Origin of the sequence: Mesorhizobium sp. L103C131B0 (assembly GCF_000502275.1) — a bacterium.
Lineage (GTDB): Bacteria > Pseudomonadota > Alphaproteobacteria > Rhizobiales > Rhizobiaceae > Mesorhizobium.
Genome location: NZ_AYXC01000029.1, coordinates 1 through 22,623, shown reverse-complemented (window position 1 = coordinate 22,623; position 22,623 = coordinate 1). Strand labels below are relative to the sequence as shown.

Below are 22,623 nucleotides of genomic sequence, written 5' to 3'. Positions count from 1 at the left end.
GAAACCCTGCGGAGTTGGCTGCGGGGCGCAGCGGACAGGAACGGATCCCCATGCTTAGTCAGGCGCTGATCGGCGACGAAGGAAGAACGATCGACCTCGGGTGGAAGGACGGCGCGCGCACTCGCTTTCACGCAGTGTGGTTGCGCGACAATGCGCTCGACGACAAGACGCGCAGCGCCGGCAACGGCCAGCGGCTGATCACCATTCTCGACATTCCCGCGCAGACATGGATCGGCGCAGCCGCGATCAAGGGCGATGCGCTTGAAGTCAGTTTCGAACCGGAGGGAAAGACGGTGCGCTTTCCTGCGGCATGGCTGAGCGCCAATGCCTATGACCGCGATGCCGCCCGACAGCCCGGCTGGACAGGCGAGGGCACCGTGCGATGGACCAGGGCCTCTATGCAGAATTCGGTGCCGCGCGCCGGCTATCTCGCTGCCAGCCGCGACCGCGCCGTCTTGCGGCAATGGCTGTCGGCGGTGAAGACCTACGGCTTCGCGGTGATGGACGATTTGCCGCCCGAATCCGGGGCGCTGTGCAAAGTGTCCGATCTGTTCGGCTATATCAGGGAGACCAATTACGGCCGATGGTTCGAGGTGCGCGCCGAGGTCAATCCAACCAATCTGGCCTACACCAATCTTGGCCTGCAGGCGCATACCGACAATCCCTATCGCGATCCGGTGCCGACCTTGCAGATCCTGTCCTGCATCGAAAACACCGTGGAGGGCGGCGAATCCAGCGTCGTCGATGGTTTTGCCGTGGCGGCCGCGCTGCAGGCAGAAAACCCCGAAGGCTTCCGGCTGTTGAGTTCATACCCGGCGCGTTTCGAATATGCGGGGTCGTCGGGCGTGCGATTGCAGGCCAAACGGCCGATGATCGAGCTCGGGCCGGATGGCGAACTCATCGCCATCCGCTTCAACAACCGCTCGCTGGCGCCGACCGTCGATGTGCCGTTCGCGGAGATGGCGGCCTACTACGCCGCCTATCGCCGGTTTGCCGAACTGATCGAGGATCCTTCCTTCGAAGTCACCTTCAGGCTCGAGGCGGGCGAGGCCTTCATCGTCGACAACACCCGCGTCATGCATGCCCGCAAGCAATTCTCCGGCGCCGGCAAGCGCTGGCTGCAGGGTTGCTACGCCGACAAGGATGGCCTTTTGTCGACGCTGTCGGCGATCGAACACAGCTTCAAGGAGGCTGCGGAATGAGCGGCCAGGATTTGAACGCGGGCAACATCGTCGAATTCATCGCCGATATTTTCGAACGCCGAGGGGCGGAATCCTATCTCGGCGAACCCGTCACCATGTCGGAGCACATGTTGCAGGGCGCCTGGTTCGCCGAAAAGGACGGCGCGCCCGATGTGCTGGTGGCGGCAGCACTGCTGCACGATATCGGCCACTACACCAGCGAGTTCGGCACCTATTCGCCCGACGATGTCGAGGACAAGCATCATGACGAAGCCGGCGGCGAGGTGCTGGCGCCGTTCTTTCCACCGGTGATCGTCGAATGCGTCAGGCTGCATGTCGCGGCCAAGCGCTACCTTTGCGCCACCGACCCGAGCTATTTCGGCAGGCTGTCGCAGGCCTCGGTCCACACGCTGTCGCTGCAAGGCGGGCCGATGAATGCCGAAGAGGTGGCAGAGTTCCGCAAGAACCCGTTCCACGAGGAAGCGGTGCGGGTTCGCGTCTGGGACGAGGCCGGCAAGATCGCCAACATGAAGACCCGGGCATTTCGCGACTACATGCCGCTGCTGCAACGGGTTGTCCGCGAATTCGCCAATCGCGCCTGATCATAATCCGGGGAAGGAACGGCATGTGCTACCGCTTCGACGGCGAGCATGCGCAAACTGTATGCCGGAGATCTGCCGCAAGCGTCTGCGTGCCGCAGGCGCTCGCGCCTCGCTGCCGATCCCTACCGGTGACGAGCCTTGTCACCGCGGATTTTATTGCGACATCCGTCGGCGCGGCCCAAGATCAGTAGGTCAGACTTCGGTGTATATTTGACTCAGACGAAGGTCTGAGAATCGAGCTGCAAGCACGAAAGGAGAGTTTCCTCAGCGTTTGTGAGCCGCAATTTTGGGCTGTTCATTCTTGAATACCGTGACACATCATGATGTGATGGTGGCATGAATGGAGAAAGGCAGCCCCTGTTTTCATCCGTGCGTCGCCGGGCGTACTTTAGCTTGCGCGTATTCGCGGCGGTTGCGGTGGCGATGCCGGTGCTTGGTCTGCGGTTGAGCCATGTCGACGGCTACAAGATCGAATTCGCCGCTGCCAGCGCCAAGAGCGGAAACAATGGCAATGGTAACGGTGGTGGTAACGGTAGTGGTAATGGTAATGGCTCAGGCGGCAACGCCGGGAATGGCAACGCCAACGGAAAGGGAAAAAATGGTGCCGGCGACAACGCCCCCGGTAGCCAAGCTCCGAGTAGCCAAGTCAATGCCGCTGGCGACACGGTGACGGTACAGGGCGCCAAAATCCAGGTCGTGCATCGCGATGGATTCAGCGAAAGCATCGAGGCCGGCCGCTTCACTATGAAGGATCCGCTTGGAAGGACAATTGTCGAACGCGCCGTAAGGGCCTCCGACATTGCTCGTCTGAAAGGGCTGTAACTGTTGGTTCGCCAACCAGCATCCGACCTTCAGACAAGCCCCGATCTCCCTATACAAGACCCGTTTTGGGCGCGTGCATAAGAATGGCTGCTTCGGTGCGGTTTCGCACCTTTAGCTTTTGAAATATCCGAGTCATGTGGTGTTTTACCGTTTTCTCCTGCAGGTTGAGACGTTTGGCGACTTCTTTATTGCTCAGTCCTTCGCCTACCAAGGAGATTATCCCAAGCTCGCGTCCCGAGAGATTGGCAACGAGATCGGTTGTGCGCTTTTCCGGCCGGATCAGTTCATTCAAAAGCTGCGCTGACAGGGTCGGCGAAACATATTTTTTTCCTGCGGCTATATAAGTCAGCACCTCGGCCAGCGATGCCGCCCCAATCCCTTTCAGCACATATCCGCGTACGCCCAGCCTGAGCGCCGTTGCCAAATCGGCGTTCGCCTCCGAGACGGTGAGCATGACGATCTTGCAGTCAGGCTGAGTTGCAAGAATATTTTCCGCTGCCGCCAGACCCCCTCCCGGCAAACTGATGTCGAGCAGCAATATGTCGGGATTTGCCAAGGCCGCAAGCTGTTCGGCATCCGCCGCGGTTTCGCCCGCACCAACGACTTCGAAGCCGCCGATTTCGGCGAGGCTGCGAGCCACACCCTCGCGAAACAGCGGATGATCATCAACAATGGCAATCCTTATGGGAGCGGTCATTTCTGGTCCTCGATGTTGAGCGTTATGGTCAGCCGGGTCCCCCTGGGGCTCGAAAAGGTCTCGAAGTGACCTCCGATACTTTCGATACGTTCCCTCATACCGGCGAGTCCAAGTCCTTCACACGATCCCGACTGGAATCCAGGGCCGTGATCAAGCACTTGAATGAGGAGCTTGCCCTGCGTCACTCTCGCCTTGACAGCCTGCCCCTTGCCCAGACCGTGTCGCCAGGCATTGTTCAGCCCCTCCTGCGCGAAGCGAAAGATGCTTATTTTCTCGGACGTCCCCAGGTCGGGCAGGCGAGATGGCAGTGAAAGCGATACGGAAGAGGCTGTACGGCGTTCATGTTCGGCAACCGCAAGCCGCAATATCTCCGCGACTGTCGAAGCTTCGATCTGTGGCAGCACGAGGCCGGTGCAGATGGCGCGGATCTCCCGCATCGCCTCATCCAACGTATGATGGATATCGGCGATCTCGGTCTTGCGGTGGCTTGGGGATGCGGCGGGATCGAGCAGCAGAGGGCTGTCCATGCGCAGCGCAGCCAGTGCGACGAGCTGAGCTGGACCGTCATGCAAATCAGACCCGATGCGACGCAAGTAACGTTCGTTGATTGCCGTTGCGCGGCGCGACGCCTGCTGGACGCGCTCCCGCAAAGCGGAATTCTGCTCCAAAAGCAACTGAAGCTCCGCCACTTGCGTCTCAAGCGCTGAACGCTGCGTTTCGATAGTGCTGCTGCCGCGAAGCACGATTCCCGAGAGCATCGCCAAGGCGACCGCGGTCGCGCCAGCCACGAGCAGCCAGCTCGACCATAGTGCCGAGTTTAAAGTGCCCTGAAGATCGTCGGCTATCTCGTAGAACTCGGAAACGGCCACAACATCGCCCGACCACGGCTCTCGAACCGGATTGTAGATCTCGAGCAGCGAGGCGGTGGGGCTCTTGCGTTCCTTCCTTTCATTTTCGTCCAGATCATTGAATTGCGCCACCACGTTTCCGCCGAACGCATGCAGCAAGTTCGCATTTGGCTCGAAGGTCTGGCCAATAAGAGCCGCGTCTTTGGCGTACAGCACCTTGCCATCACGCCGCCAAAGCACGAACGACGCCAGTTTTTTTCCGAGAGCACCCTGGTCCAGGGTTTCATCGAGTGCCCGTTTAACGGTGTCGCTGAGCTGCTGGCTTTTGCGCATATCCGGCAGGATTGGCGCGATGACACTGTCGACGTAAAGCGCGGTCGTGCTTGCAGAGTTGCGGATCACTCCATCTCGTATTTGCGAGGTGACCCATAGGCCGACGACCAGCATCAGCGACAGCAGCCCAATGCTTCCGACTATGATGAACTGCCAAGCCAACGATAGCCTGTTCCAGTTTTGATAGAGACTATCAATGTAGCGCACGTCTCAACCGACCCCGCGACTTTGGCCGTGCCAAAATGCCTAAGCCATCCTACATCTAGAACGGTCGATGGTGCGAGCAAGCGCCAGGTTGAATTGCCGGGGAAACCGCAATTTCAGGGCATGATCCCACCGCCACCCGCGGGGAACGGCGGTGGGATCAGCGTTACTGTATGATCTTGACGATCTTCCGCGTGCCGGGGTCGACCAGCACGGTTCGCCCGTCGACCACAACGTAGCGATACTTGACGCTCGGCACTTCATGCAGTTCCACCGTGTCGGGAATGGCGGTCCCCACGTTCAATTCGACACCTGGAATCTTCACCGACGCAAGGGGCTGCTTTTTCACGTATTCGCGCACAACCGTTTCCTGCTCCGGCGCGATGATGACGTCTTGAGCGGCAACTACGCCCGCGCTCGCGAGCAGCAAGAATCCGGCAATTGCGGTCGACTGGTACATGGTCGTCATGATTCTCTCCTTCATGCGAGCAACGCTCATGCATCTTGCGCGAGCTCGATTCCGATACGGGTGGTGTTGATGAGGTTGATGCACACCGGGAGCCGAACGGGCTTTTCGCGGCTGCGTTCCCGCGTGGGGCTTCGGTCCGGGCGTCATCGGGCCAATGGACGATAGGGGGAGGGACCAAAGTCTGGTGCCAGGCTGTAGAGGTCCTAGAGCCTCCTCAGGGCGGAACACAGGGTTCTCGGCATCGTTGAGATCAGCACTTGTGGGAGGCGTNGGAGGCGTTAATGGACAACAGCGTCCATCAGGCACGATGGTTGCTCTTGCCTGTTTTCGGGGTAGCCATCCTGGTCATGACGACGGGAGTACTTCTAAGCTTGTGATGCTGGTGTCATCGCTATGGGATCGCAAGCTCAGGAGAAAATAAAATGTTGCGTTGCATTAATTGTTTGATGCAATTTGTAGGTGATTGTTGCAAAATTACTGCCAACATTCATTGGTCTTCTTAGAAGCCCGATTTTATTCACAAAATGTGGAACAAAGTATTTTTGGCAGAGTTGGCTAGGCTGAGGGACCGACTCTTTAAGGAGAAAGCAGATGAAACATGTGTTGATCACGAGCATGATTGCGCTTGGCGTCGGGTGCGGCGCCGCGATCGCCCAGACCCAGGCCGTGCAGCCGAGCGGTGGCGACAACTGCGCCGCCGGCGCGGCCGATTGCCAGAAGGGCGGCAAGGCCGGAGAACAGGCGCAAGGCAAGATGAAGTCACAGACCGATCAGAATGCACAGGGCCAGGCTGGCGCCACGACCGATCAGCAGGCTCAGGGCAAAGCCAAGCTCAAGACGGATGAACAGGCACAGGGCAAGGCCGGGACCAGTACCGAGCAGAATGCTCAGGGTCAGGCCGGTGCCACGACCGATCAGCAGGCTCAGGGCAAGGCCAAGCTCAAGACGGATGAACAGGCCCAGGGCAAGGCCGGGACCAGCACCGAGCAGAATGCTCAGGGCCAGACCGGCACCAGCACCGAGAAGCAGGCTCAGGGTAAGGCCAAGCTCAAGACGGATGAACAGGCCCAAGGCAAGGCCGGGACCAGCACCGAGCAGAACGCTCAGGGCCAGACCGGCACCAGCACCGAGAAGCAGGCTCAGGGCAAAGCCGGGACCAGCACCGAGCAGAACGCTCAGGGCCAGACCGGCACCAGCACGGACCAGCAGGCCCAGGGCAAGGCCGGGACCACCACCGAGCAGAACGCTCAGGGCAACACAAACGTTCAGACCGACCAGGGCAATACGGCCTCGATCAACAACGTGACCGTCGAGCAGAAGACGCAGGTCACGCAGATCATCCACGAGACCAGGGTTGAGCCGGTGAAGAACGTCGACTTCGACATTTCGGTCGGCATCGAGGTGCCGCGGCACAAAGTGCGCCTGCACCGTCTGCCGGCGCGCATTGTCAAGATCGTCCCGGCCTACGAATCCTATGAGTACTTCGTGCTGGCCGACGGGCGCATCGTCATCGTCGACCCGGATACGTACAAGATCGTGCTGATCCTGACGTGACACGGCAGTGACTCTTGTTCCCGGCGCGGTGCGATTGAGGGGTATCGTATGCGCCGCGGTGGCCCGCCGACCAGAGGCGGCGGGCCACTTGCTTTGTCTTTCGCATCGCGCGTTTTTCCCGTTGACACCTTGCCTTTCACCCTCGTAGTGTCCGCCACGATGAAAAAGGCACTCATTCTCGTAGGAAAGCGCGTGGGCAAGGCGGTGTAACCGCCGGGCGAAAACCTCCCATGCGCAACACACAGGCTCCCATCGGGGGCCTTTTTTATTGCCCGAAACACGACTAAACGACCAGCAATCGCCTCATGGCTAGAAGTACGGGACCAGACCGATGAGCAACGGACAGAACGAACGGCGCGAAATGCCAAACAGGGAAATGACTGGCGCCGAAATGGTGGTGCAGGCGCTGAAGGACAATGGCGTCAAGCATGTCTTCGGTTATCCCGGCGGCGCGGTGCTTCCGATCTATGACGAAATCTTCCAGCAGGACGAGGTCGAGCATATCCTCGTCCGCCACGAGCAAGGCGCAGGGCATGCGGCCGAAGGCTATGCCCGCTCGACCGGCAAGGCCGGCGTCATGCTGGTGACCTCCGGCCCGGGCGCCACCAATGCGGTGACGCCGCTGCAGGATGCGCTGATGGATTCGATCCCGCTGGTCTGCCTGACCGGGCAGGTGCCGACTTCGCTGATCGGCTCCGACGCGTTCCAGGAGTGCGACACGGTCGGCATCACGCGCCCCTGCACCAAGCACAACTGGCTGGTGAAGGACGTCAACGAATTGGCCGCCACCATCCATGAGGCCTTCCATGTCGCGACGACCGGCCGCCCCGGCCCGGTGGTGGTCGACATTCCGAAGGATGTGCAGTTCGCCAAAGGCATCTATGTGCCGCCGCAGGCGGCGCCGCGCACCAGCTACCAGCCGAAGGTCCAGGGCGACCTGGAAAAGATCAAGGCCGCCGTCGAACTGATGGCCGGCGCCAAGAAGCCGATCATCTATTCGGGCGGCGGCGTCATCAACTCCGGTCCGGAGGCCAGCCATCTGCTGCGCGAACTGGTCGACCTCACCGGCTTCCCGATCACCTCGACGCTGATGGGCCTCGGGGCCTACCCGGCATCGGGCAAGAACTGGATGGGCATGCTGGGCATGCACGGCACTTATGAAGCCAACATGGCCATGCATGATTGCGACGTGATGGTCTGCATCGGCGCGCGCTTCGACGACCGCATCACCGGACGGCTGACCGCCTTCTCGCCCAACTCGAAGAAGATCCACATCGACATCGATCCATCGTCGATCAACAAGAACGTGCACACGGAAGTGCCCATCATCGGCGATGTCGGCCGGGTGCTGGAGGACATGGTGCGGCTGTGGCGGGCGAGCGCCAAGGCCGACAAGAAGGCGCTCCATCCCTGGTGGGAGCAGATCGCCAAATGGCGCGCGCGTGACTCGCTCGCGTTCAAGATGAACCACGATGTGATCATGCCGCAATATGCCATCCAGCGGCTCTACGAACTGACCAAGGACATGGACACCTACATCACCACCGAGGTCGGCCAGCACCAGATGTGGGCGGCGCAGCACTATCATTTCGAGAAGCCGAACCGCTGGATGACGTCGGGCGGGTTGGGCACGATGGGATACGGCCTGCCGGCGGCGCTCGGCGTGCAGATCGCGCACCCGGATGCGCTGGTCATCGACATCGCAGGCGATGCCTCGGTGCAGATGACGATGCAGGAGATGAGCGCGGCGGTGCAGCACAATGCGCCGATCAAGATCTTCATCCTCAACAACCAGTATATGGGCATGGTGCGCCAGTGGCAGCAATTGCTGCACGGCAACCGTCTGTCGCATTCCTACACCGAAGCGATGCCCGACTTCGTCAAGCTGGCCGACGCATATGGCGGTCATGGCATTCGCTGCGAGAAACCGGACGAGCTGGACGATGCGATCAAGGAGATGATCGCGGTGAAGAAGCCGGTGCTGTTCGATTGCCGGGTGGCGACGCTCGCCAACTGCTTCCCGATGATCCCGTCGGGCAAGGCGCATAATGAAATGCTCCTGCCCGACGAGGCGACCGACGAAGCCGTGGCCAACGCCATCGACGCCAAGGGCAGGGAACTGGTCTAGGTCCAAGCCGGGGCAGGGCTGTCGCGAGAAGCCGTGCGCAAACAGAGAATTAGCTCAAAGTCTGAAATCGAGACATGTCATGAACGCACAGCTTCAACCGACCGGCTCCGCCTATTTCATCGCCAAGGAAACGGAAAAGCCGGAGAACCACACGCTCTCCGTTCTGGTCGACAATGAGCCCGGCGTGCTTGCCCGGGTCATCGGCCTGTTTTCCGGCCGCGGTTATAACATCGAGAGCCTCACCGTCTCCGAGACCGAACACGAGAAGCACCTGTCGCGCATCACCATCGTGACGCGCGGCACGCCGCATGTGCTGGAGCAGATCAAGCACCAGCTCGAACGCATCGTGCCGGTGCATCGCGTCGTCGATCTCACCGTGCGCTCGCACGAGTTCGGCCAGGAGCGGCCGCTGGAACGCGAGTTGGCGCTGGTCAAGGTCGCCGGCACCGGCGAAGCCCGCGTCGAGGCGCTGCGTCTGGCGGACGCTTTTCGCGCTTCGGTCATCGACGCCAACACCGAGCACTTCATCTTCGAGATTACCGGCAAGGGCTCGAAACTCGACCAGTTCATCGCCATCATGAAGCCGCTCGGCCTGGTCGAGATCTGCCGCACCGGCGTGGCGGCGATGAACCGGGGCCCGCAGGGGATGTAGTCTCAGTCCAACTATTTTACCGGCTTGGGATCGACCTTGCCGCTCGCCAGATTCTTACTCTCCCTTTTGATCGGGCGCGATACCGGACAGACGTCCTGGACGAAGCCGTTCAGCGTGTTAACCAGATTGTTCTGGACCAGCGAGTAGCGGATGAATTGTCCCTGCCGCTCCCTGGCGATGAGGCCGGCCGTCTCCAGGATGCTCAGATGCTGCGAGATCGACGGCTTCGACATGTCGAAGCGCGCCGCGATCTCGCCCGCGGTCAGCGAGGAGTGGGCGAGATAGGCGAGGATCTTGCGCCTCGGCTGCGATGACAGCGCCTCGAACACGCGCTGTATGGCGCTGCTTGCCCCGATAGCCGTGTCGCCATCCGCTGCATTGTCTTCGATCACCGCCTGCCTCTGTCGTTTCGCTTCCGGTATTTAGTCTATTGCCTAAATACCTAAATCGGAATAGTAGATAGTTAGCTTATTGCCTAAATAAGCGCCGGCGCGCCGGAAGGCAAGGCTCTTTGGTCCGGAAATGTTTCCTGCAGAGGAGGGGTAGCGATGAAGACCATATCCACAGGCAGAATGATCTCGCAGCCCTTGAGCGATGCCGAAGATGGCGAGGTCGTCTGGATGCCGGCCAAGTCGATCTGGGTCGGTGCGATGACGCTGATTGCGTTGGTGTTCGGGCCGCTGACCTTCAGCTGGAGCGCTTTCGCCCTGTTCGTAGCGACGACGGCGGTGACGATCTGCGCCGGACACTCGGTCGGCATGCATCGCCTGCTCATCCATCGCTCGTTCAAGGTTCACATCTGGCTCGAACACGCGCTGGTCTATCTCGGGACGCTCGTCGGCATGGCCGGTCCGTTCGGCATGATCTATGCGCATGACATACGAGACTGGGCGCAGCGCCAGACGGCTTGTCACGACCTGCACGCCCACCGCCGGCCTTTCTTCACCGACGCTTTCTGGCAAATGCATTGCGCCGTAGCGTTGCGCAATCCGCCTGACTTCGTCATCGAGCCGTCGATCAGAAACGACCGCTTCTACAAATTCGTCGAGCGGACCTGGATGCTGCAGCAACTGCCGTGGGCGATCCTTTTCTTGCTCCTCGGCGGGTGGAGCTGGGTGGTCTGGGGCATTGCGGTGCGTATCTCCGTGTCGCTGACCGGGCATTGGCTGGTCGGGCATTTCGCACATCGCAGCCGGCAGCAGGGCTGGCGCGTCGATGGCGTTGCCGTGCAGGGCTACAACCTGCCGCGTTTCGGCCTGGTGACCTTTGGCGAGAGTTTCCACGGCAATCACCATGCGTTTCCCGAATCCGCAAAGCTCGGCCTGGAACTCGGGCAGATCGATCTCGGCTGGCTCTTCATCCGCATCCTGGCTGCCCTCGGCCTCGCGCATGGCGTGAAGCTTCCCGGGAACACGCCGAGGCGCAAAGGCCTGCGGCGTGTGGCTGGCCGTCAGGAGGCGGCCGCCGCTCCCAGCCTGTTGTCGGCGCGGGCCCACGGCAGGTAGACTGTGCCGGCCTGGCTGGCTCGGGATAGACGGATCACGGCGGAGCGCTTTGGACCAATGGAATGAGGTTGCGTCCAGCGCTCTGTCGATTTAAGTCAGCATTGCTGACCTTTGTGAGCCGTCATGACCCTCGACGCTTTCCTTGCCCTTTTGGTCTACGCCTTCGTGACCTCGATCACGCCGGGGCCGAACAACCTCATGCTCTTGGCGTCGGGCGTGAATTTCGGCCTGGTCAGAACCATTCCGCATATGCTGGGCATCAGCATGGGTTTCCTGGTGCTGTTGCTTGCTGTCGGCTTTGGCCTGGGCGCGGTGCTTACGGCGTTTCCGGCCTTGCACACCGGATTGAAGATCGCCGGCGCTGCCTATCTGCTCTATCTCGCCTGGAAGATCGCCATGTCGCGCTCGCTGTCCAGCAAGGGTGAGACGGAGGCACGGCCGATGCGCTTCATCGAGGCAGCCGCATTCCAGTGGGTCAATGCGAAAGCCTGGGTGATGGCGATCACCGCCATGGCCGTCTACTCCAATCCGGACCACCCGTTCCTGTCGGTGGCGCTGATCGCGATCGCCTTCACCGTCGTCAACCTGCCGAGCGTCTCGGTGTGGGCCGGCTTCGGCACGGCGCTGCGCGGATTCCTGTCGGATCCGGTGCGGCTGAAATGGTTCAACATCGCCATGGGCGTGCTCTTGGCGGCGACGCTCTGGCCGATGCTGAAATAGACGCATCCGGCCTGAAATCTCAACCGCATCCTGGCTGGTTTTCCGACTGCTGAGCCGGCTGCATAGTCATTGTGCAGTGCACATTAAATCTTCGTAATGCCGTGTTTTGGCCCTTTTCCGACAAATGTGCGTCCTATCTACTTCGGCGAGATCGCGGCAAGGCGCCGTGATTGGGTAGAATGAGACCACCGGGTTCGGCGTGTCGGATCATAGGGCTTTTAGTCGATGCGCGGAAAAGTCGTTCTGGCGGTGGTGGTGGCAGCGGCCTGTGTCGCCGCGGCATGGGTCTATTTTTCGCCGGCGGCAATGAGCAGTCTGCAGCAGATGCTGCCGGGCGCCAGGCAGGCGGCAGCAACGGACAAGCCGGCTGGATCGGACAAGGCTTCGGCCGACAAGGCTGGGGGCAAATCCGGCGCCGGCGGCAATGCCGCCCGTTCGGCCTCGATCGTCTCGGCCACCGCGACAATGGCCGATTTTCCGATCCGCCGTTACGCCATCGGCTTCGTGTCTTCGCCGGCCGTGGTCAACATCAACGCCCGCGTGTCCAGCCAGATCGTATCTATCGACGTCAAGGACGGCCAGATGGTGAAGGCCGGCGACCTGCTGTTCTCGCTCGACGACAGGGCGCTCAAGGCGCAGCTTGCCAAGGATCAGGCGACGCTCGCCAAGGACCAGGCGCTGCTAACCAGTTCGGGCTCCGACCTTCAGCGCGCCAAGGATCTCGTCGCCAAGCAGGCCGGCACGCAGCAGACTTACGATCAGGCGGTGGCGGCGCAAAAGGCTGCGGCGGCGACGGTCGATGCCGACAAGGCGACGATCGACGCCGACAATGTCCAGCTCGGCTTTGCCAGCATCAAGGCGCCGATTGCCGGCCGGCTGGGGGCGGTCAACGTTTCGGTCGGTGACCTGGTCACCTTGAGCAACGGCAACTCGAGCACGGCCACGCCGCTGGTGACGATCACCGAGATGGATCCGCTGCAAGTCAACTTCAACCTGCCGGAGAGCAACCTGGCGCTGCTGCACAAGGCGCTGGCCAACCCGCAGCAAGGCGCGGTGACGCTGACCAAGGATGGCGATCCGACGCCGATCGGCAACGGCACGCTCGACTTCGTCGATTCCAGCGTCGACACCGCGTCCGGCACCATCGCGACACGGGCGAGCATTCCCAATGCCGATCTTTCACTGTGGCCCGGCCAATATGTGAATGTCGTGCTCGACGCCGGCATCATGCCGCAGATGACATCCATCCCGACTGTTGCCGTGCAGCCCAGCCAGAAGGGTCCGTTCGTCTATGTCGTGAAGCCCGACAATACGGTCGAGATGCGGCCTGTGCAGGTGGCGCTGACCGAAGGCGAAAACAGCGCCATCAGCGAGGGCGTCAAGTCAGGCGAGAAGGTTGTCGTCGAGGGCCAAACCAGGCTGAAGGACGGCGCCAGCGTGCATGAAGGCAAGGCGGCCGGCGGTGACCAGGCCGCGCCCAAGGTCGCCGAAGCGGCTAAGGCCGGTGGGGCCGCCCAATGATTTCCGAATTCTGCATAAGAAGGCCTGTCGCCACGCTGCTGATGTCACTCGCCCTCGTGCTGGGCGGGCTGTTTGCCTACAAGTTCCTGCCGGTTGCGGCGCTGCCGAGCGCCGAATTCCCGGTCGTCAACGTCTCGGCCAACCTGGCCGGCGCGTCACCCGAAACCATGGCCACTTCGGTGGCGACGCCGCTGATCAAGCAGTTCGCCACCATTGCCGGCATCGATTCGATCTCAACCAGCAATTCGCTGGGACGCACGTCGATCGCCATCCAGTTCGTGCTCAACCGGGATATCGACGCGGCGGCCGCCGACGTGCAGGCGGCGATCGCGCGCACGCAGCGGCAACTGCCGCCCGAGATGACAGCGCCGCCGAGTTATCGCAAGGTCAATCCGGCCGACGCGCCGATCCTGCTGATGTCGCTGGTCAGCGACACCGTTCCGCTCACCGATCTCGACGCCTTCGCCGAAAACGTCATCTCGCCCTCGCTGTCGACCATCGACGGCGTGGCGCAGGTGTCGATCTTCGGCCAGCAGAAATATGCGGTGCGCGTGCAGATCGACCCGACGGCGCTGGCGGCGCGCGGCATTTCGATCGACCAGCTGCAGACGGCGATCGCGTCGGCCAACTCCAACACGCCGCTCGGCGTCTTGCAGAACGACAAGCAGCAGCTGACCATCACGGCCAATACGCAGCTCACCGATGCCGCCGGGTTCTCCAACCTCATCATCGCCACCAAGAACGGCCATCCGGTGCGGCTGGGCGAGGTGACGCGCGTCATCGACTCGGTCGAGACCACGACGACTGCAAGCTGGTATGACGGCACGCGCGCCATCATCCTGGCGGTGCAGCGCCAGCCCGACGCCAACACGGTCGACGTCGTCGACAAGGTCAAGGCGATGCTGCCGTCGTTCAAGGACCAAATGCCGGCCGCCGCCGACATCAAGCTGCTCAACGACCGTTCGACCTCGATCCGCCAGGCCGTCGACGACGTCCAGTTCACGCTGCTTCTGACCATCGCTTTGGTGGTGATGGTGATCTTCGTCTTCCTGCGCCGGGTGACTGCAACCATCATTCCGGCCGTGGCGGTGCCGATCTCGTTGATCGCGACGCTCGGCGCCATGTTCCTGTTCGGCTTCTCCGTCGACAACATCTCGCTGATGGGACTGACGCTCGCAGTCGGCCTCGTCGTCGACGACGCCATCGTCATGCTGGAAAACATCTTTCGCCACATGGAGGAGGACGGTCTCTCGGCCTTCGATGCCTCGCTGAAGGGCGCGCGCGAAATCGGCTTCACCATCATCTCGATCTCGATCTCGCTGGTGGCGGTGTTCATCCCCGTGCTTCTAATGGGCGGCGTCATCGGCCGCATCTTCAACGAATTCGCCGTCGTGGTGACGGTCGCCATCCTGGCTTCGATGTTCGTGTCGCTGACACTGACGCCAATGCTGTGTTCGCGCCTGCTGTCGGTGACCAAGGCCGATCGCGACAAGCATGCCCCCGGCCACAAGCAGGATATCGTCACCCGCGGCTATGACCGGCTTTTGACCTTCTGCCTGCGCCACACTTTTCTGGTGTTCCTCGTCTTCGCCGGCACGGCGGCAGGGTCGGTCAGGCTGATCGAGGTCTCGCCGAAAGGCTTTTTCCCGCAAGAGGATATCGGCCAGATCTCGGTTACGACGATCGCCAGGCAGGACATCTCCTACGACGCCATGGTCAAGCTGCAGAACCAGGCGGCAAGTGTCTTCTCGCATTCGCCCTATGTCTCGCATGTCGCCTGGTCAGCCGGCGGCGGCAACAATGCGCTGAACCAGGGCCAGCTCTATGTGCAGCTGAAGGACAAGAGCCAGCGCCCCGACATCGACAAGGTGCTGTCGGATCTGCGGCGGCAACTGGCCACTGTGCCGGGGATCGATGCCTATATGCAGCCGGTGCAGAACCTGCGGCTTGGCGCGCGTTCTTCCGCCAGCGCCTACCAGCTCGTCGTTCAGGGCCTCGATACCGGCCTGACCGACACATGGGCGCAAAAGCTCAACGATGCGATGGCGGCCGATCATGCGAATTTCACCGACGTCACCAGCGATCTGCAGAACAATTCATTGCAGGCGACGCTGGTGGTCGATCGCGACAAGGCGGCGTCGCTCGGCATCGACACCGACACGCTGCGTTCCAGTCTCTATGGCGGCTTCGGCACGGAGCAGGTCTCGACGATCTTTGGCTCGGCCGACAGCTACGAAGTCATCATGGAGCTCGATCCCAACATCGAATGGTCGCCCGAGCGCATGCTGGCCATCCAGGTCAGGACGGCAAGCGGCAGCCTGGTGCCGCTCGGCGCCTTTGCCCGCGTCGACCGCACGGCCGGCGCTCTGACCGTCAACCAGCTCGGCCAGCTGCCCGCGGTGACCATCTCCTACAACCTGCCGCAAGGCGTGGCGCTGGGCGACAGCACGGCGCGCATCGCCGCGCTGAAGGAGCAGATCGGCATGCCGCCGGCGATTTCGACCAGCTTTGCCGGCACCGCCAAGACCTTCCAGGATTCGCTCGCCAATCAGGGCCTGCTGATCGGCGGCGCCATCCTGACCATCTATATCGTGCTCGGCATTCTCTATGAGAGCTTCATCCATCCGCTCACCATCCTGACCGGCCTGCCTTCGGCTGTGCTGGGCGCCGTGGTGGCGCTGCGCTTTGCCGGCATGGACCTGTCGGTGATCGCGGTGATCGGCATCCTGATGTTGATCGGCATCGTCAAGAAGAACGGCATCATGATGGTCGACGTCGCGCTGGAGCTGCGACGAGAAGGCATGTCGGCCAAGGAGTCCATACACAAGGCGTGCCTGATGCGTTTCAGGCCGATCATGATGACGACGTTGGCGGCGCTGATGGGCACGTTCCCGATCGCGCTCGGCACCGGCGCCAGTGCTGAGCTGCGCCAGCCGCTCGGTGTCGCGGTCGTCGGCGGGCTGCTCGCTTCCCAGGCGCTGACGCTGTTCGTCACCCCGGTGATCTATGTCTATTTCGAGAATTTCTCCGGCTGGCTGATGGGCTTTTTCTCCTCGAAGAAGAACAAGCCGGCGCTGCATGCCGTCGCGACCGGCGAGCAGGCGTCGCTGTTCGGCCCCGAGGACCGGCTCATCGAACCCCAGAAGGCCGCCGCCGAATAGGCGATAGCCCGTGGCCCAAGCCGTCATGCTTGCGGCCATGGGCTGGCGATCCTAATCTGCGGTCATGTCCCATGATCATGACCACGACAACGAACTTGACCCGTTTGCGGCGCGCGTGCGCGCGCTGGAGACCATCCTCACCGAAAAAGGCCTGATCGATCCGGCGGCGATCGACGTCATCGTCGACACCTACGAGACCAAGATCGGGCCGCGCAACGGCGCCAGGGCGGTGGCGAAAGCCTGGAGCGATCCGGCCTTTGCCGAGTGGCTGAAGCGCGACGCGACTGCGGCGATCACCTCGCTGGGCTACACCGGCCGCCAGGGCGAGCACATGCAGGCGGTGTTCAACACGGACGAGACGCACAACCTCGTCGTCTGCACGCTGTGCTCCTGCTATCCGTGGTCGGTGCTCGGCCTGCCGCCGGTCTGGTACAAGGCGCCGCCCTATCGCTCGCGCGCCGTGATCGATCCCCGCGGCGTGCTCGAAGAGTTCGGGCTGACCTTGCCGGCGGAGAAAAACATCCGCGTCTGGGATTCGACTGCCGAACTGCGCTATCTCGTGGTGCCGATGCGGCCTGGCGGTACCGAAGGCTGGAGTGAGGACCAGCTCGCCGAACTGGTGAGCCGCGATGCGATGATCGGCACGGCGGTGGCGAGAGAACCGGCATGAACGGGCCGCAGGATCTCGGTGGGCAGATGAGTTTCGGGCCGGTCGCGCCCGAAAAGGACGAACCGTATTTTCATGCGGATTGGGAGAGGCGGGCGCTCGGCGTGACGCTGACTGCCGGCGCCATGGGCGCGTGGAACATCGACGAGAGCCGGCACGCCAGGGAATCGCTGCATCCGGCCGTCTATTATTCCTCAAGCTACTACCAGATATGGATCAAAGCGCTCGAGGTGCTGCTGAAGCGCCATGGCTTCGTCAGCGAGCGCGATCTGACGGAAGGTCGGGCGGTCGATCCGGCGGCGACGCCCAAAAGGGTGTTGAAGGCCGAAAACGTTCCGGCGGTGCTGGCCAAGGGCAGTCCCTGCGACCGGCCGGTCGAGACGGCGCCGCGCTTCAAGGCCGGCGACCCGGTGCGGACAAGGAATTTCAATCCCACCGCCCACACGAGGCTGCCGCGTTATGCGCGCGGCAAGCACGGAGTTATCGAGGCCGTGCGTGACGGTTTTGTGTTCCCCGACAGCAACGCGCATGGCAACGGTGAAAACCCGCAATGGGTCTATACCGTGGTCTTCGATGGCTCGGAAATCTGGGGCGAGGGCGCCGACCGGACGCTGACCGTCTCCATCGACGCCTGGGAGAGCTATCTTGAGCCGGCCTGAAGGTGCACTGCCGGCGGGTCTGGACGAACCGGTATTCGCCGAACCCTGGCAGGCCGAAGCCTTCGCCATGACGGTGGCGCTGCATGACAAGGGCCTGTTTTCGTGGAGCGAATGGGCCGATGCGCTGTCGGCGCAAGTGAAGAAGCCGGGCGCCGCAAGCGACGGCCACGACTACTACGAGCATTGGCTGGCTGCGCTGGAGACGCTGCTGGCGGCCAAGGGCGTCGCGGGAAAAAGTGACGTCGACACGCTCGCCGCCGCCTGGGAACGCGCCGCGCATGCAACCCCGCACGGCAAGCCGATTTTGTTGGAGAACGATCCCGGGCCGACCAGAGGTAGCGGCGGCGGCGCGAACATATAGTCCGCCTGTGGTTGGTGTTTGAAATCTGGCGGCCGATGCAACTAATTTTCGACGACCATGCCTTCGTCGTCCCCATAGACAAACGCCTCAACGACGGCGAAGCGGCCACGGTTTTTGGAAATGGCGACGAAGTCGTTGTCACCCAAGTGGAGGATCACTTGCTCGTCGCTGATGGTAACACGTTCTATGGTTCTGGCATTTTCGTCACTCAGACAGGCCGTGACCTCGGTATATATCGCGAACCCTGCGTCATCCGACAAGGAGACAACGATGCCATAACCAGGTTCGCCGTTTCGATCTTCTTTATCGACTTTCCGATCAGCCTGTCTGCGAACGACCTCATCAATATCCTCGCTTATAGGTGTCTGCGCCGATCTGCATCTCGATCATGTCCGTGATAGTGGCATTGCCCGATCTAGGTTCAAATGCCTGAATTCAAATCGTTCGTTATCCGCTTGCATGTTCACTTTACGTTCGCATTTGCGCCTGCTAGTTTGTCCCGTTGAAGGTGAGGCAATCCCATCGTTTTAAGCGGTGGTTGGCACCAAGCTTGTCTTTCTCTCGCGAATCCGGTCTGTCGAATCGATGGAATTCTCTCCCCAACAGGATGAGGCGTTGAAGGCGGTGGCGCGCTGGCTGAAAGAGGGCCGGCCACAGGTCTTCCGGCTGTTCGGCTATGCCGGCACCGGCAAGACCACGCTGGCGCGCTATTTTGCCGAGCATGTCGACGGGCAGGTGCAGTTCGCCGCCTTCACCGGCAAGGCGGCGCAGGTGCTGCGTTCCAAGGGCGCGGTCAATGCCCGCACCATCCATTCGTTGATCTACCGGCCGAAGGGCGAGGAATCGGTGTCGGACGAGGTGACCGGCAAGACCTCGATGTCGCCGACCTTCTCGCTCAATCGCCAAAGCCCTATTTCACGGGCGAAGCTGGTGGTCATCGACGAATGCTCGATGGTCGACGAGCAGCTTGGCCGCGACCTTCTGAGTTTTGGCACGCCGATCCTGGTGCTTGGCGATCCGGCGCAGCTACCGCCGATCTCGGGCGGCGGCTTTTTCACCGAGCATGAGCCGGATGTGCTCTTGACCGAAATCCACCGCCAGGCGCGCGACAATCCGATCATCCAGCTGGCGCTCGACGTGCGCGAGGGCCGCGAGTTCATGCGTGGCGACTACGGCACCGCGCAGGTCATCGGCAAGGAGGACGTCACCCAGGAGCTGGTGCTGAAGGCGGACCAGGTGTTGGTCGGCACCAACCGCACACGCCGCCGCTACAATCAGCGCCTGCGCGAGCTGAAGGGTTTCAATGCCGATTATCCGCAGGCCGGCGACAAGCTGGTCTGCCTGCGCAACGACCCCGCCAAGGGCCTGCTCAACGGTTCGCTGTGGAAGGTGATGACCTCGTCGCGCGAGACGGTGAAGCCGGGTATCAACCTTCTGGTCTCGCCCGAGGAGGACGATCCCGACCGCGGCGTCGCCAAGATCAAGCTGCTCAAGTCGGCTTTCGAGGATCCGGACGCCGATATCCCCTGGCAGCAGAAGAAGCGCTTTGACGATTTCGACTATGGCTACGCGCTGACCGTGCACAAGGCGCAGGGTTCGCAGTGGAACGACGTCGTGCTGTTCGACGAGAGCTGGGCGTTCAAGGAAACCCGCCAGCGCTGGCTTTATACCGCCATCACGCGGGCGGCAGAGCGGCTGACGATTGTTAGATAACTGGCGTTGGATAGCTGGCGTTAGATAGCCGGCGTCAGGTAGCAGCCGGCGCAGCAGGGCTGAGTGGCGTCGCACCCAGCCATTGCCAGGCATCCGCTTCGTCCTCGGCCGCGAAGTGCCTGAACTCGATGGGTGGCGAAGCCGGAAGGAAGTTCCGCGCATCCGCTATCCAGTCCGGCTCACCGATCGTCGCGCACCGGGCGATATGCTCTAGCGCATGAACCGTACCTTGTTTCAGCGTCTCGTCGTCCATATCGATCCAGTCGACGCCCTCATGGTCGACCAGCCGCACCAAGACGTCGATCCTCGGGTGCAGCGCGTAGGCAGCCTCCAGCAATCCGAACAGATTTTCGCCGTCGGCTGCCGATACATGGCCGACGACGTCGATGGCGAAAAGGTCCTCACGGTCGGTTTCGAGGCGGCGGATCGCGGGCACGGATTGGAGAAAATTCATTGGCTGGGTTCCCCCTTGCGAGCAGATGTCATCACTGGAACACCCGAAAGCCCCTGTCTGTTCCCATCAAAGGCAGTATAGATGCGCTGCACAAACAGCCGGACCTCACGCCATGCCCGCGAAACTCTCGGTCAATCTCAACGCCATCGCCATGCTGCGCAACCGCCGCGACCTGCCGTGGCCGAGCGTCACCGGGCTCGGCCGCCTGGCGCTGGCGGCCGGCGCGCACGGGCTGACGGTTCATCCGCGGCCCGACGAGCGCCACACCAGGCATTCCGACCTGCCGGAGATCCGGGCGCTGATCGACGACGAGTTTCCCAAGGCGGAATTCAACATCGAGGGCTACCCGACCGAGGATTTTCTGGCGCTTGTGGAAAGACACCAGCCGGAGCAGGTGACGCTGGTGCCCGACGATCCGGCGCAGGCGACATCGGACCATGGCTGGAACTTTGCCGCCGAGGCGGCGTTCCTTATCCCGATCGTCAAGCGTCTGAAAAAAGGGGGCTTCCGCGTGTCGCTGTTTTCCGATCCGGATCCCACCGGCGTCAATGCCGCGCGCGACACCGGCGCCGACCGCATCGAGCTCTATACCGGGCCCTACGGCAGCTATCATTCCGATTCCGCCAAGGCGCGGAAGGAGCTGGAAAGATTGGGAAAAACCGCGGATGCCGCACTCGCCGCCGGGCTCCAGGTCAATGCCGGGCACGATCTGGTGGTGAACAACCTTCCGGCATTGGCAAAGCGCATTCCGGCATTGGCCGAAGTGTCTATCGGACACGGGTTGACAGCCGATGCGTTGGAGTATGGCATGGCCGGCACGGTGGGGCGGTTTCTGAAGGCTTGCGGTTGGTAGCGGTGGAAGGCTTGTGTCGAAGGTGATATCGCATGACAGCAAGCAAGGCGCACCGCGCGGTGATCGGGGAGTAGTCGATGGCTCTTTCCAGCATCGGTAGCGAGGCTGAACCCGTCGAACAACCGAACCACTCCCAAACTGAACAGCACAGCACCAAAGTTCTGATGCTGGGCGCGCTTGGCGTCGTCTATGGCGATATCGGCACCAGCCCGATCTATGCCTTCCGCGAGGCGCTTCACGCTTCGCCTGGTACCGACACGCGTATAGATGTCCTGGGCGTGCTGTCGCTGATCGTCTGGGCGCTGACGATTATCGTCACCATAAAATACGTCGCTTTCGTGCTTCGCGCCGACAACAAGGGCGAGGGCGGCACGCTGTCCCTGATGGCGCTGGCGCGCAGCGCCTATCCAAAAGGCGCCAAGCTTATCCTCGGCATCGGTCTTTGCGGGGCGTCGCTTTTTTTCGGAGACGCTATCATAACTCCGGCCATTTCCGTGCTGTCGGCAGTTGAGGGCCTGGAAGTGGTGACACCGACGCTGGAGGCCTATGTCGTTCCGATCACCTTGGTCATCCTGGCATTTCTGTTCTCCGTGCAGCGCTTCGGCACGGGGAAGGTGGCGGCAGTATTCGGGCCGGTGACGGCGCTATGGTTCCTGGCCATCGGCGTTTCCGGGCTCTACCACCTGACGGATGATCCTTCGGTGCTGTTGGCGATCAACCCGTATTATGCGATCGCCTACTTAGCCGGCACGCCGACCGCCGCTTTCGTGACCGTTGGTGCAGTGTTCCTGGCGGTAACGGGGGCCGAGGCGCTTTATGTCGACCTTGGACATTTCGGGCGCAAGCCGATCGTGCTCGCGTGGTTTTCCGTGGTGTTTCCTTGCCTGCTGCTCAACTACTTCGGCCAGGGCGCCTTTGTATTGGCGAATGGCGGCAGGCCGACCAATCCATTCTTCGAGATGTTGCCGGATTGGGCGCTGATGCCAATGGTCGGCTTGGCAACGGCCGCCACCGTGATCGCCAGTCAGGCGGTGATCTCGGGTGCTTTTTCGCTGGCACGTCAGGCAGTGCAACTCAACCTGCTGCCCCGCATCGAGGTGCAGCACACGTCCGAAATGCAGAGCGGCCAGATTTATATGCCGCGCGTCAACCTGCTCATAGCCGTGGGAGTGATGCTGCTGGTTGTCGGCTTCGGCAGCTCGAGTTCGCTGGCTTCCGCTTACGGAATTTCGGTAACCGGCGAGATGCTGATGACAACCATTCTGCTGTTCGTTGTCATGCGCAATTTGTGGAAATGGCAGCTTGGGCTTGCCCTGGCATTGGCCCTGTTGTTCGGCACCATCGACATGGGTTTCTTCCTGGCGAATGTCGTCAAGATCGTGGAAGGCGGATGGGTGTCAATATCCGTTGCCTGCCTCATGGGGCTGATCATGACCACCTGGATACGCGGCAGCCGCTATCTGTTCGACAAGACCCGGCGCAACGAAATCCCGCTCGATTTCCTCGCCGGCAATCTGCT

The 22,623-nt window shown here is 61.7% G+C and carries 22 protein-coding genes; 17 read left to right on the top strand and 5 right to left on the bottom strand.

Going from position 1 to position 22,623, the window contains the following annotated elements; all coding sequences use genetic code 11:
- Positions 1-50: 50 nt before the first annotated feature.
- From X730_RS137280 to X730_RS137290, 3 genes are all read left to right on the top strand, one after another.
- Positions 51-1,202 carry a gamma-butyrobetaine dioxygenase gene (locus tag X730_RS137280; protein ID WP_023827564.1) on the top strand — a complete coding sequence of 384 codons (1,152 nt, stop codon included), beginning with the start codon at positions 51-53 and terminating at the stop codon, positions 1,200-1,202.
- On the top strand, positions 1,199-1,783 hold the full coding sequence (locus tag X730_RS137285) for an HD domain-containing protein (RefSeq protein ID WP_023751655.1): 585 nt from the start codon (positions 1,199-1,201) through the stop codon (positions 1,781-1,783). Before X730_RS137280 ends, X730_RS137285 begins: the two co-directional genes overlap by 4 nt.
- A 393-nt stretch (positions 1,784-2,176) precedes the next feature.
- Positions 2,177-2,605, top strand: coding sequence for a hypothetical protein (locus X730_RS137290; protein ID WP_023750905.1), 429 nt, complete (start codon positions 2,177-2,179; stop codon positions 2,603-2,605).
- A 49-nt stretch (positions 2,606-2,654) separates the two neighbouring features.
- Here X730_RS137290 and X730_RS137295 read toward each other — a convergent pair whose 3' ends face one another.
- The 3 genes from X730_RS137295 to X730_RS137305 form a co-directional block, all read right to left on the bottom strand.
- Positions 2,655-3,302, bottom strand: coding sequence for a response regulator transcription factor (locus tag X730_RS137295; protein ID WP_023682079.1), 648 nt, complete (start codon positions 3,300-3,302; stop codon positions 2,655-2,657).
- Positions 3,299-4,690, bottom strand: coding sequence for a sensor histidine kinase (locus tag X730_RS137300; RefSeq protein ID WP_023690914.1), 1,392 nt, complete (start codon positions 4,688-4,690; stop codon positions 3,299-3,301). The genes X730_RS137295 and X730_RS137300 overlap by 4 nt, the downstream gene beginning before the upstream one ends.
- 163 nt (positions 4,691-4,853) lie before the next feature.
- Positions 4,854-5,147 carry a DUF1236 domain-containing protein gene (locus tag X730_RS137305; RefSeq protein WP_023668349.1) on the bottom strand — a complete coding sequence of 98 codons (294 nt, stop codon included), beginning with the start codon at positions 5,145-5,147 and terminating at the stop codon, positions 4,854-4,856.
- A 600-nt stretch (positions 5,148-5,747) separates the two neighbouring features.
- On the opposite strand from X730_RS137305, the gene X730_RS137310 reads away from it, so the two are divergent.
- From X730_RS137310 to ilvN, 3 genes are all read left to right on the top strand, one after another.
- Positions 5,748-6,710, top strand: coding sequence for a DUF1236 domain-containing protein (locus X730_RS137310; protein ID WP_023668350.1), 963 nt, complete (start codon positions 5,748-5,750; stop codon positions 6,708-6,710).
- Between the two features lie 331 nt (positions 6,711-7,041).
- Positions 7,042-8,838, top strand: coding sequence for an acetolactate synthase 3 large subunit (locus X730_RS137315; protein WP_023827563.1), 1,797 nt, complete (start codon positions 7,042-7,044; stop codon positions 8,836-8,838).
- 79 nt (positions 8,839-8,917) lie between these two features.
- Positions 8,918-9,490, top strand: a complete 573-nt coding sequence (ilvN, locus tag X730_RS137320) for an acetolactate synthase small subunit (RefSeq protein ID WP_023668352.1) — start codon at positions 8,918-8,920, stop codon at positions 9,488-9,490.
- A gap of 11 nt (positions 9,491-9,501) precedes the next feature.
- On the opposite strand, the gene X730_RS137325 is transcribed toward ilvN, so the two are convergent.
- Positions 9,502-9,882 (bottom strand): metalloregulator ArsR/SmtB family transcription factor, encoded by a 381-nt coding sequence (locus X730_RS137325; RefSeq protein ID WP_023702997.1) that lies wholly within the window; start codon positions 9,880-9,882, stop codon positions 9,502-9,504.
- 156 nt (positions 9,883-10,038) lie between these two features.
- Here X730_RS137325 and X730_RS137330 point away from each other — a divergent pair, with 156 nt between their 5' ends.
- The 9 genes from X730_RS137330 (at position 10,039) to X730_RS137370 (ending at position 19,797) form a co-directional block, all read left to right on the top strand.
- Positions 10,039-10,995 (top strand): acyl-CoA desaturase, encoded by a 957-nt coding sequence (locus X730_RS137330; protein ID WP_023827562.1) that lies wholly within the window; start codon positions 10,039-10,041, stop codon positions 10,993-10,995.
- Positions 10,996-11,118: 123 nt separating this feature from the next.
- Positions 11,119-11,715 (top strand): LysE family translocator, encoded by a 597-nt coding sequence (locus X730_RS137335; RefSeq protein ID WP_023682076.1) that lies wholly within the window; start codon positions 11,119-11,121, stop codon positions 11,713-11,715.
- A 225-nt stretch (positions 11,716-11,940) separates the two neighbouring features.
- Entirely contained in the window at positions 11,941-13,236 is a 1,296-nt protein-coding gene (locus X730_RS137340) for an efflux RND transporter periplasmic adaptor subunit (RefSeq protein WP_023827561.1), read from the top strand.
- Positions 13,233-16,397, top strand: a complete 3,165-nt coding sequence (locus X730_RS137345) for an efflux RND transporter permease subunit (RefSeq protein WP_023827560.1) — start codon at positions 13,233-13,235, stop codon at positions 16,395-16,397. The genes X730_RS137340 and X730_RS137345 overlap by 4 nt, the downstream gene beginning before the upstream one ends.
- A gap of 64 nt (positions 16,398-16,461) precedes the next feature.
- Entirely contained in the window at positions 16,462-17,067 is a 606-nt protein-coding gene (gene nthA / locus X730_RS137350) for a nitrile hydratase subunit alpha (RefSeq protein WP_023753502.1), read from the top strand.
- On the top strand, positions 17,064-17,723 hold the full coding sequence (gene nthB / locus X730_RS137355; RefSeq protein WP_023827559.1) for a nitrile hydratase subunit beta: 660 nt from the start codon (positions 17,064-17,066) through the stop codon (positions 17,721-17,723). The genes nthA and nthB overlap by 4 nt, the downstream gene beginning before the upstream one ends.
- Positions 17,710-18,084, top strand: coding sequence for a nitrile hydratase accessory protein (locus tag X730_RS137360; protein WP_023725319.1), 375 nt, complete (start codon positions 17,710-17,712; stop codon positions 18,082-18,084). Before nthB ends, X730_RS137360 begins: the two co-directional genes overlap by 14 nt.
- Positions 18,085-18,098: 14 nt before the next feature.
- Positions 18,099-18,482: a hypothetical protein gene (locus X730_RS1000000167850; protein WP_155922540.1), complete on the top strand. Its 384-nt coding sequence runs from the start codon at positions 18,099-18,101 to the stop codon at positions 18,480-18,482.
- Between the two features lie 187 nt (positions 18,483-18,669).
- Complete coding sequence (locus tag X730_RS137370; protein WP_023668361.1) at positions 18,670-19,797, top strand: ATP-dependent RecD-like DNA helicase; 1,128 nt, start codon at positions 18,670-18,672, stop codon at positions 19,795-19,797.
- Positions 19,798-19,831: 34 nt separating this feature from the next.
- Here the strand turns inward: X730_RS137370 and X730_RS137375 are convergent, their stop codons facing one another.
- Positions 19,832-20,251 (bottom strand): STAS/SEC14 domain-containing protein, encoded by a 420-nt coding sequence (locus tag X730_RS137375; protein ID WP_023682069.1) that lies wholly within the window; start codon positions 20,249-20,251, stop codon positions 19,832-19,834.
- Between the two features lie 112 nt (positions 20,252-20,363).
- Here X730_RS137375 and X730_RS137380 point away from each other — a divergent pair, with 112 nt between their 5' ends.
- The gene (locus tag X730_RS137380; protein WP_023690926.1) at positions 20,364-21,104 is read left to right on the top strand and encodes a pyridoxine 5'-phosphate synthase; all 741 of its coding nucleotides are present in this window, start codon (positions 20,364-20,366) and stop codon (positions 21,102-21,104) included.
- A 77-nt stretch (positions 21,105-21,181) separates the two neighbouring features.
- Positions 21,182-22,623 (top strand): potassium transporter Kup (locus tag X730_RS137385; protein ID WP_032910401.1); only part of this gene is annotated, 1,442 nt, incomplete at its 3' end.

What these genes read in the sequence shown, in the direction of transcription:
- X730_RS137295 (WP_023682079.1), bottom strand. Translation starts at nt 3,302, where the DNA reads ATGACCGCTCCCATAAGGATTGCCATTGTTGATGATCATCCGCTGTTT.
- X730_RS137340 (WP_023827561.1), top strand. Translation starts at nt 11,941, where the DNA reads ATGCGCGGAAAAGTCGTTCTGGCGGTGGTGGTGGCAGCGGCCTGTGTC.
- X730_RS137370 (WP_023668361.1), top strand. Translation starts at nt 18,670, where the DNA reads ATGGAATTCTCTCCCCAACAGGATGAGGCGTTGAAGGCGGTGGCGCGC.
- ilvN (WP_023668352.1), top strand. Translation starts at nt 8,918, where the DNA reads ATGAACGCACAGCTTCAACCGACCGGCTCCGCCTATTTCATCGCCAAG.
- X730_RS137280 (WP_023827564.1), top strand. Translation starts at nt 51, where the DNA reads ATGCTTAGTCAGGCGCTGATCGGCGACGAAGGAAGAACGATCGACCTC.
- X730_RS137315 (WP_023827563.1), top strand. Translation starts at nt 7,042, where the DNA reads ATGAGCAACGGACAGAACGAACGGCGCGAAATGCCAAACAGGGAAATG.
- X730_RS137330 (WP_023827562.1), top strand. Translation starts at nt 10,039, where the DNA reads ATGAAGACCATATCCACAGGCAGAATGATCTCGCAGCCCTTGAGCGAT.
- nthB (WP_023827559.1), top strand. Translation starts at nt 17,064, where the DNA reads ATGAACGGGCCGCAGGATCTCGGTGGGCAGATGAGTTTCGGGCCGGTC.
- X730_RS137345 (WP_023827560.1), top strand. Translation starts at nt 13,233, where the DNA reads ATGATTTCCGAATTCTGCATAAGAAGGCCTGTCGCCACGCTGCTGATG.
- nthA (WP_023753502.1), top strand. Translation starts at nt 16,462, where the DNA reads ATGTCCCATGATCATGACCACGACAACGAACTTGACCCGTTTGCGGCG.
- X730_RS137335 (WP_023682076.1), top strand. Translation starts at nt 11,119, where the DNA reads ATGACCCTCGACGCTTTCCTTGCCCTTTTGGTCTACGCCTTCGTGACC.
- X730_RS137310 (WP_023668350.1), top strand. Translation starts at nt 5,748, where the DNA reads ATGAAACATGTGTTGATCACGAGCATGATTGCGCTTGGCGTCGGGTGC.
- X730_RS137305 (WP_023668349.1), bottom strand. Translation starts at nt 5,147, where the DNA reads ATGTACCAGTCGACCGCAATTGCCGGATTCTTGCTGCTCGCGAGCGCG.
- X730_RS137380 (WP_023690926.1), top strand. Translation starts at nt 20,364, where the DNA reads ATGCCCGCGAAACTCTCGGTCAATCTCAACGCCATCGCCATGCTGCGC.
- X730_RS137375 (WP_023682069.1), bottom strand. Translation starts at nt 20,251, where the DNA reads ATGAATTTTCTCCAATCCGTGCCCGCGATCCGCCGCCTCGAAACCGAC.
- X730_RS137285 (WP_023751655.1), top strand. Translation starts at nt 1,199, where the DNA reads ATGAGCGGCCAGGATTTGAACGCGGGCAACATCGTCGAATTCATCGCC.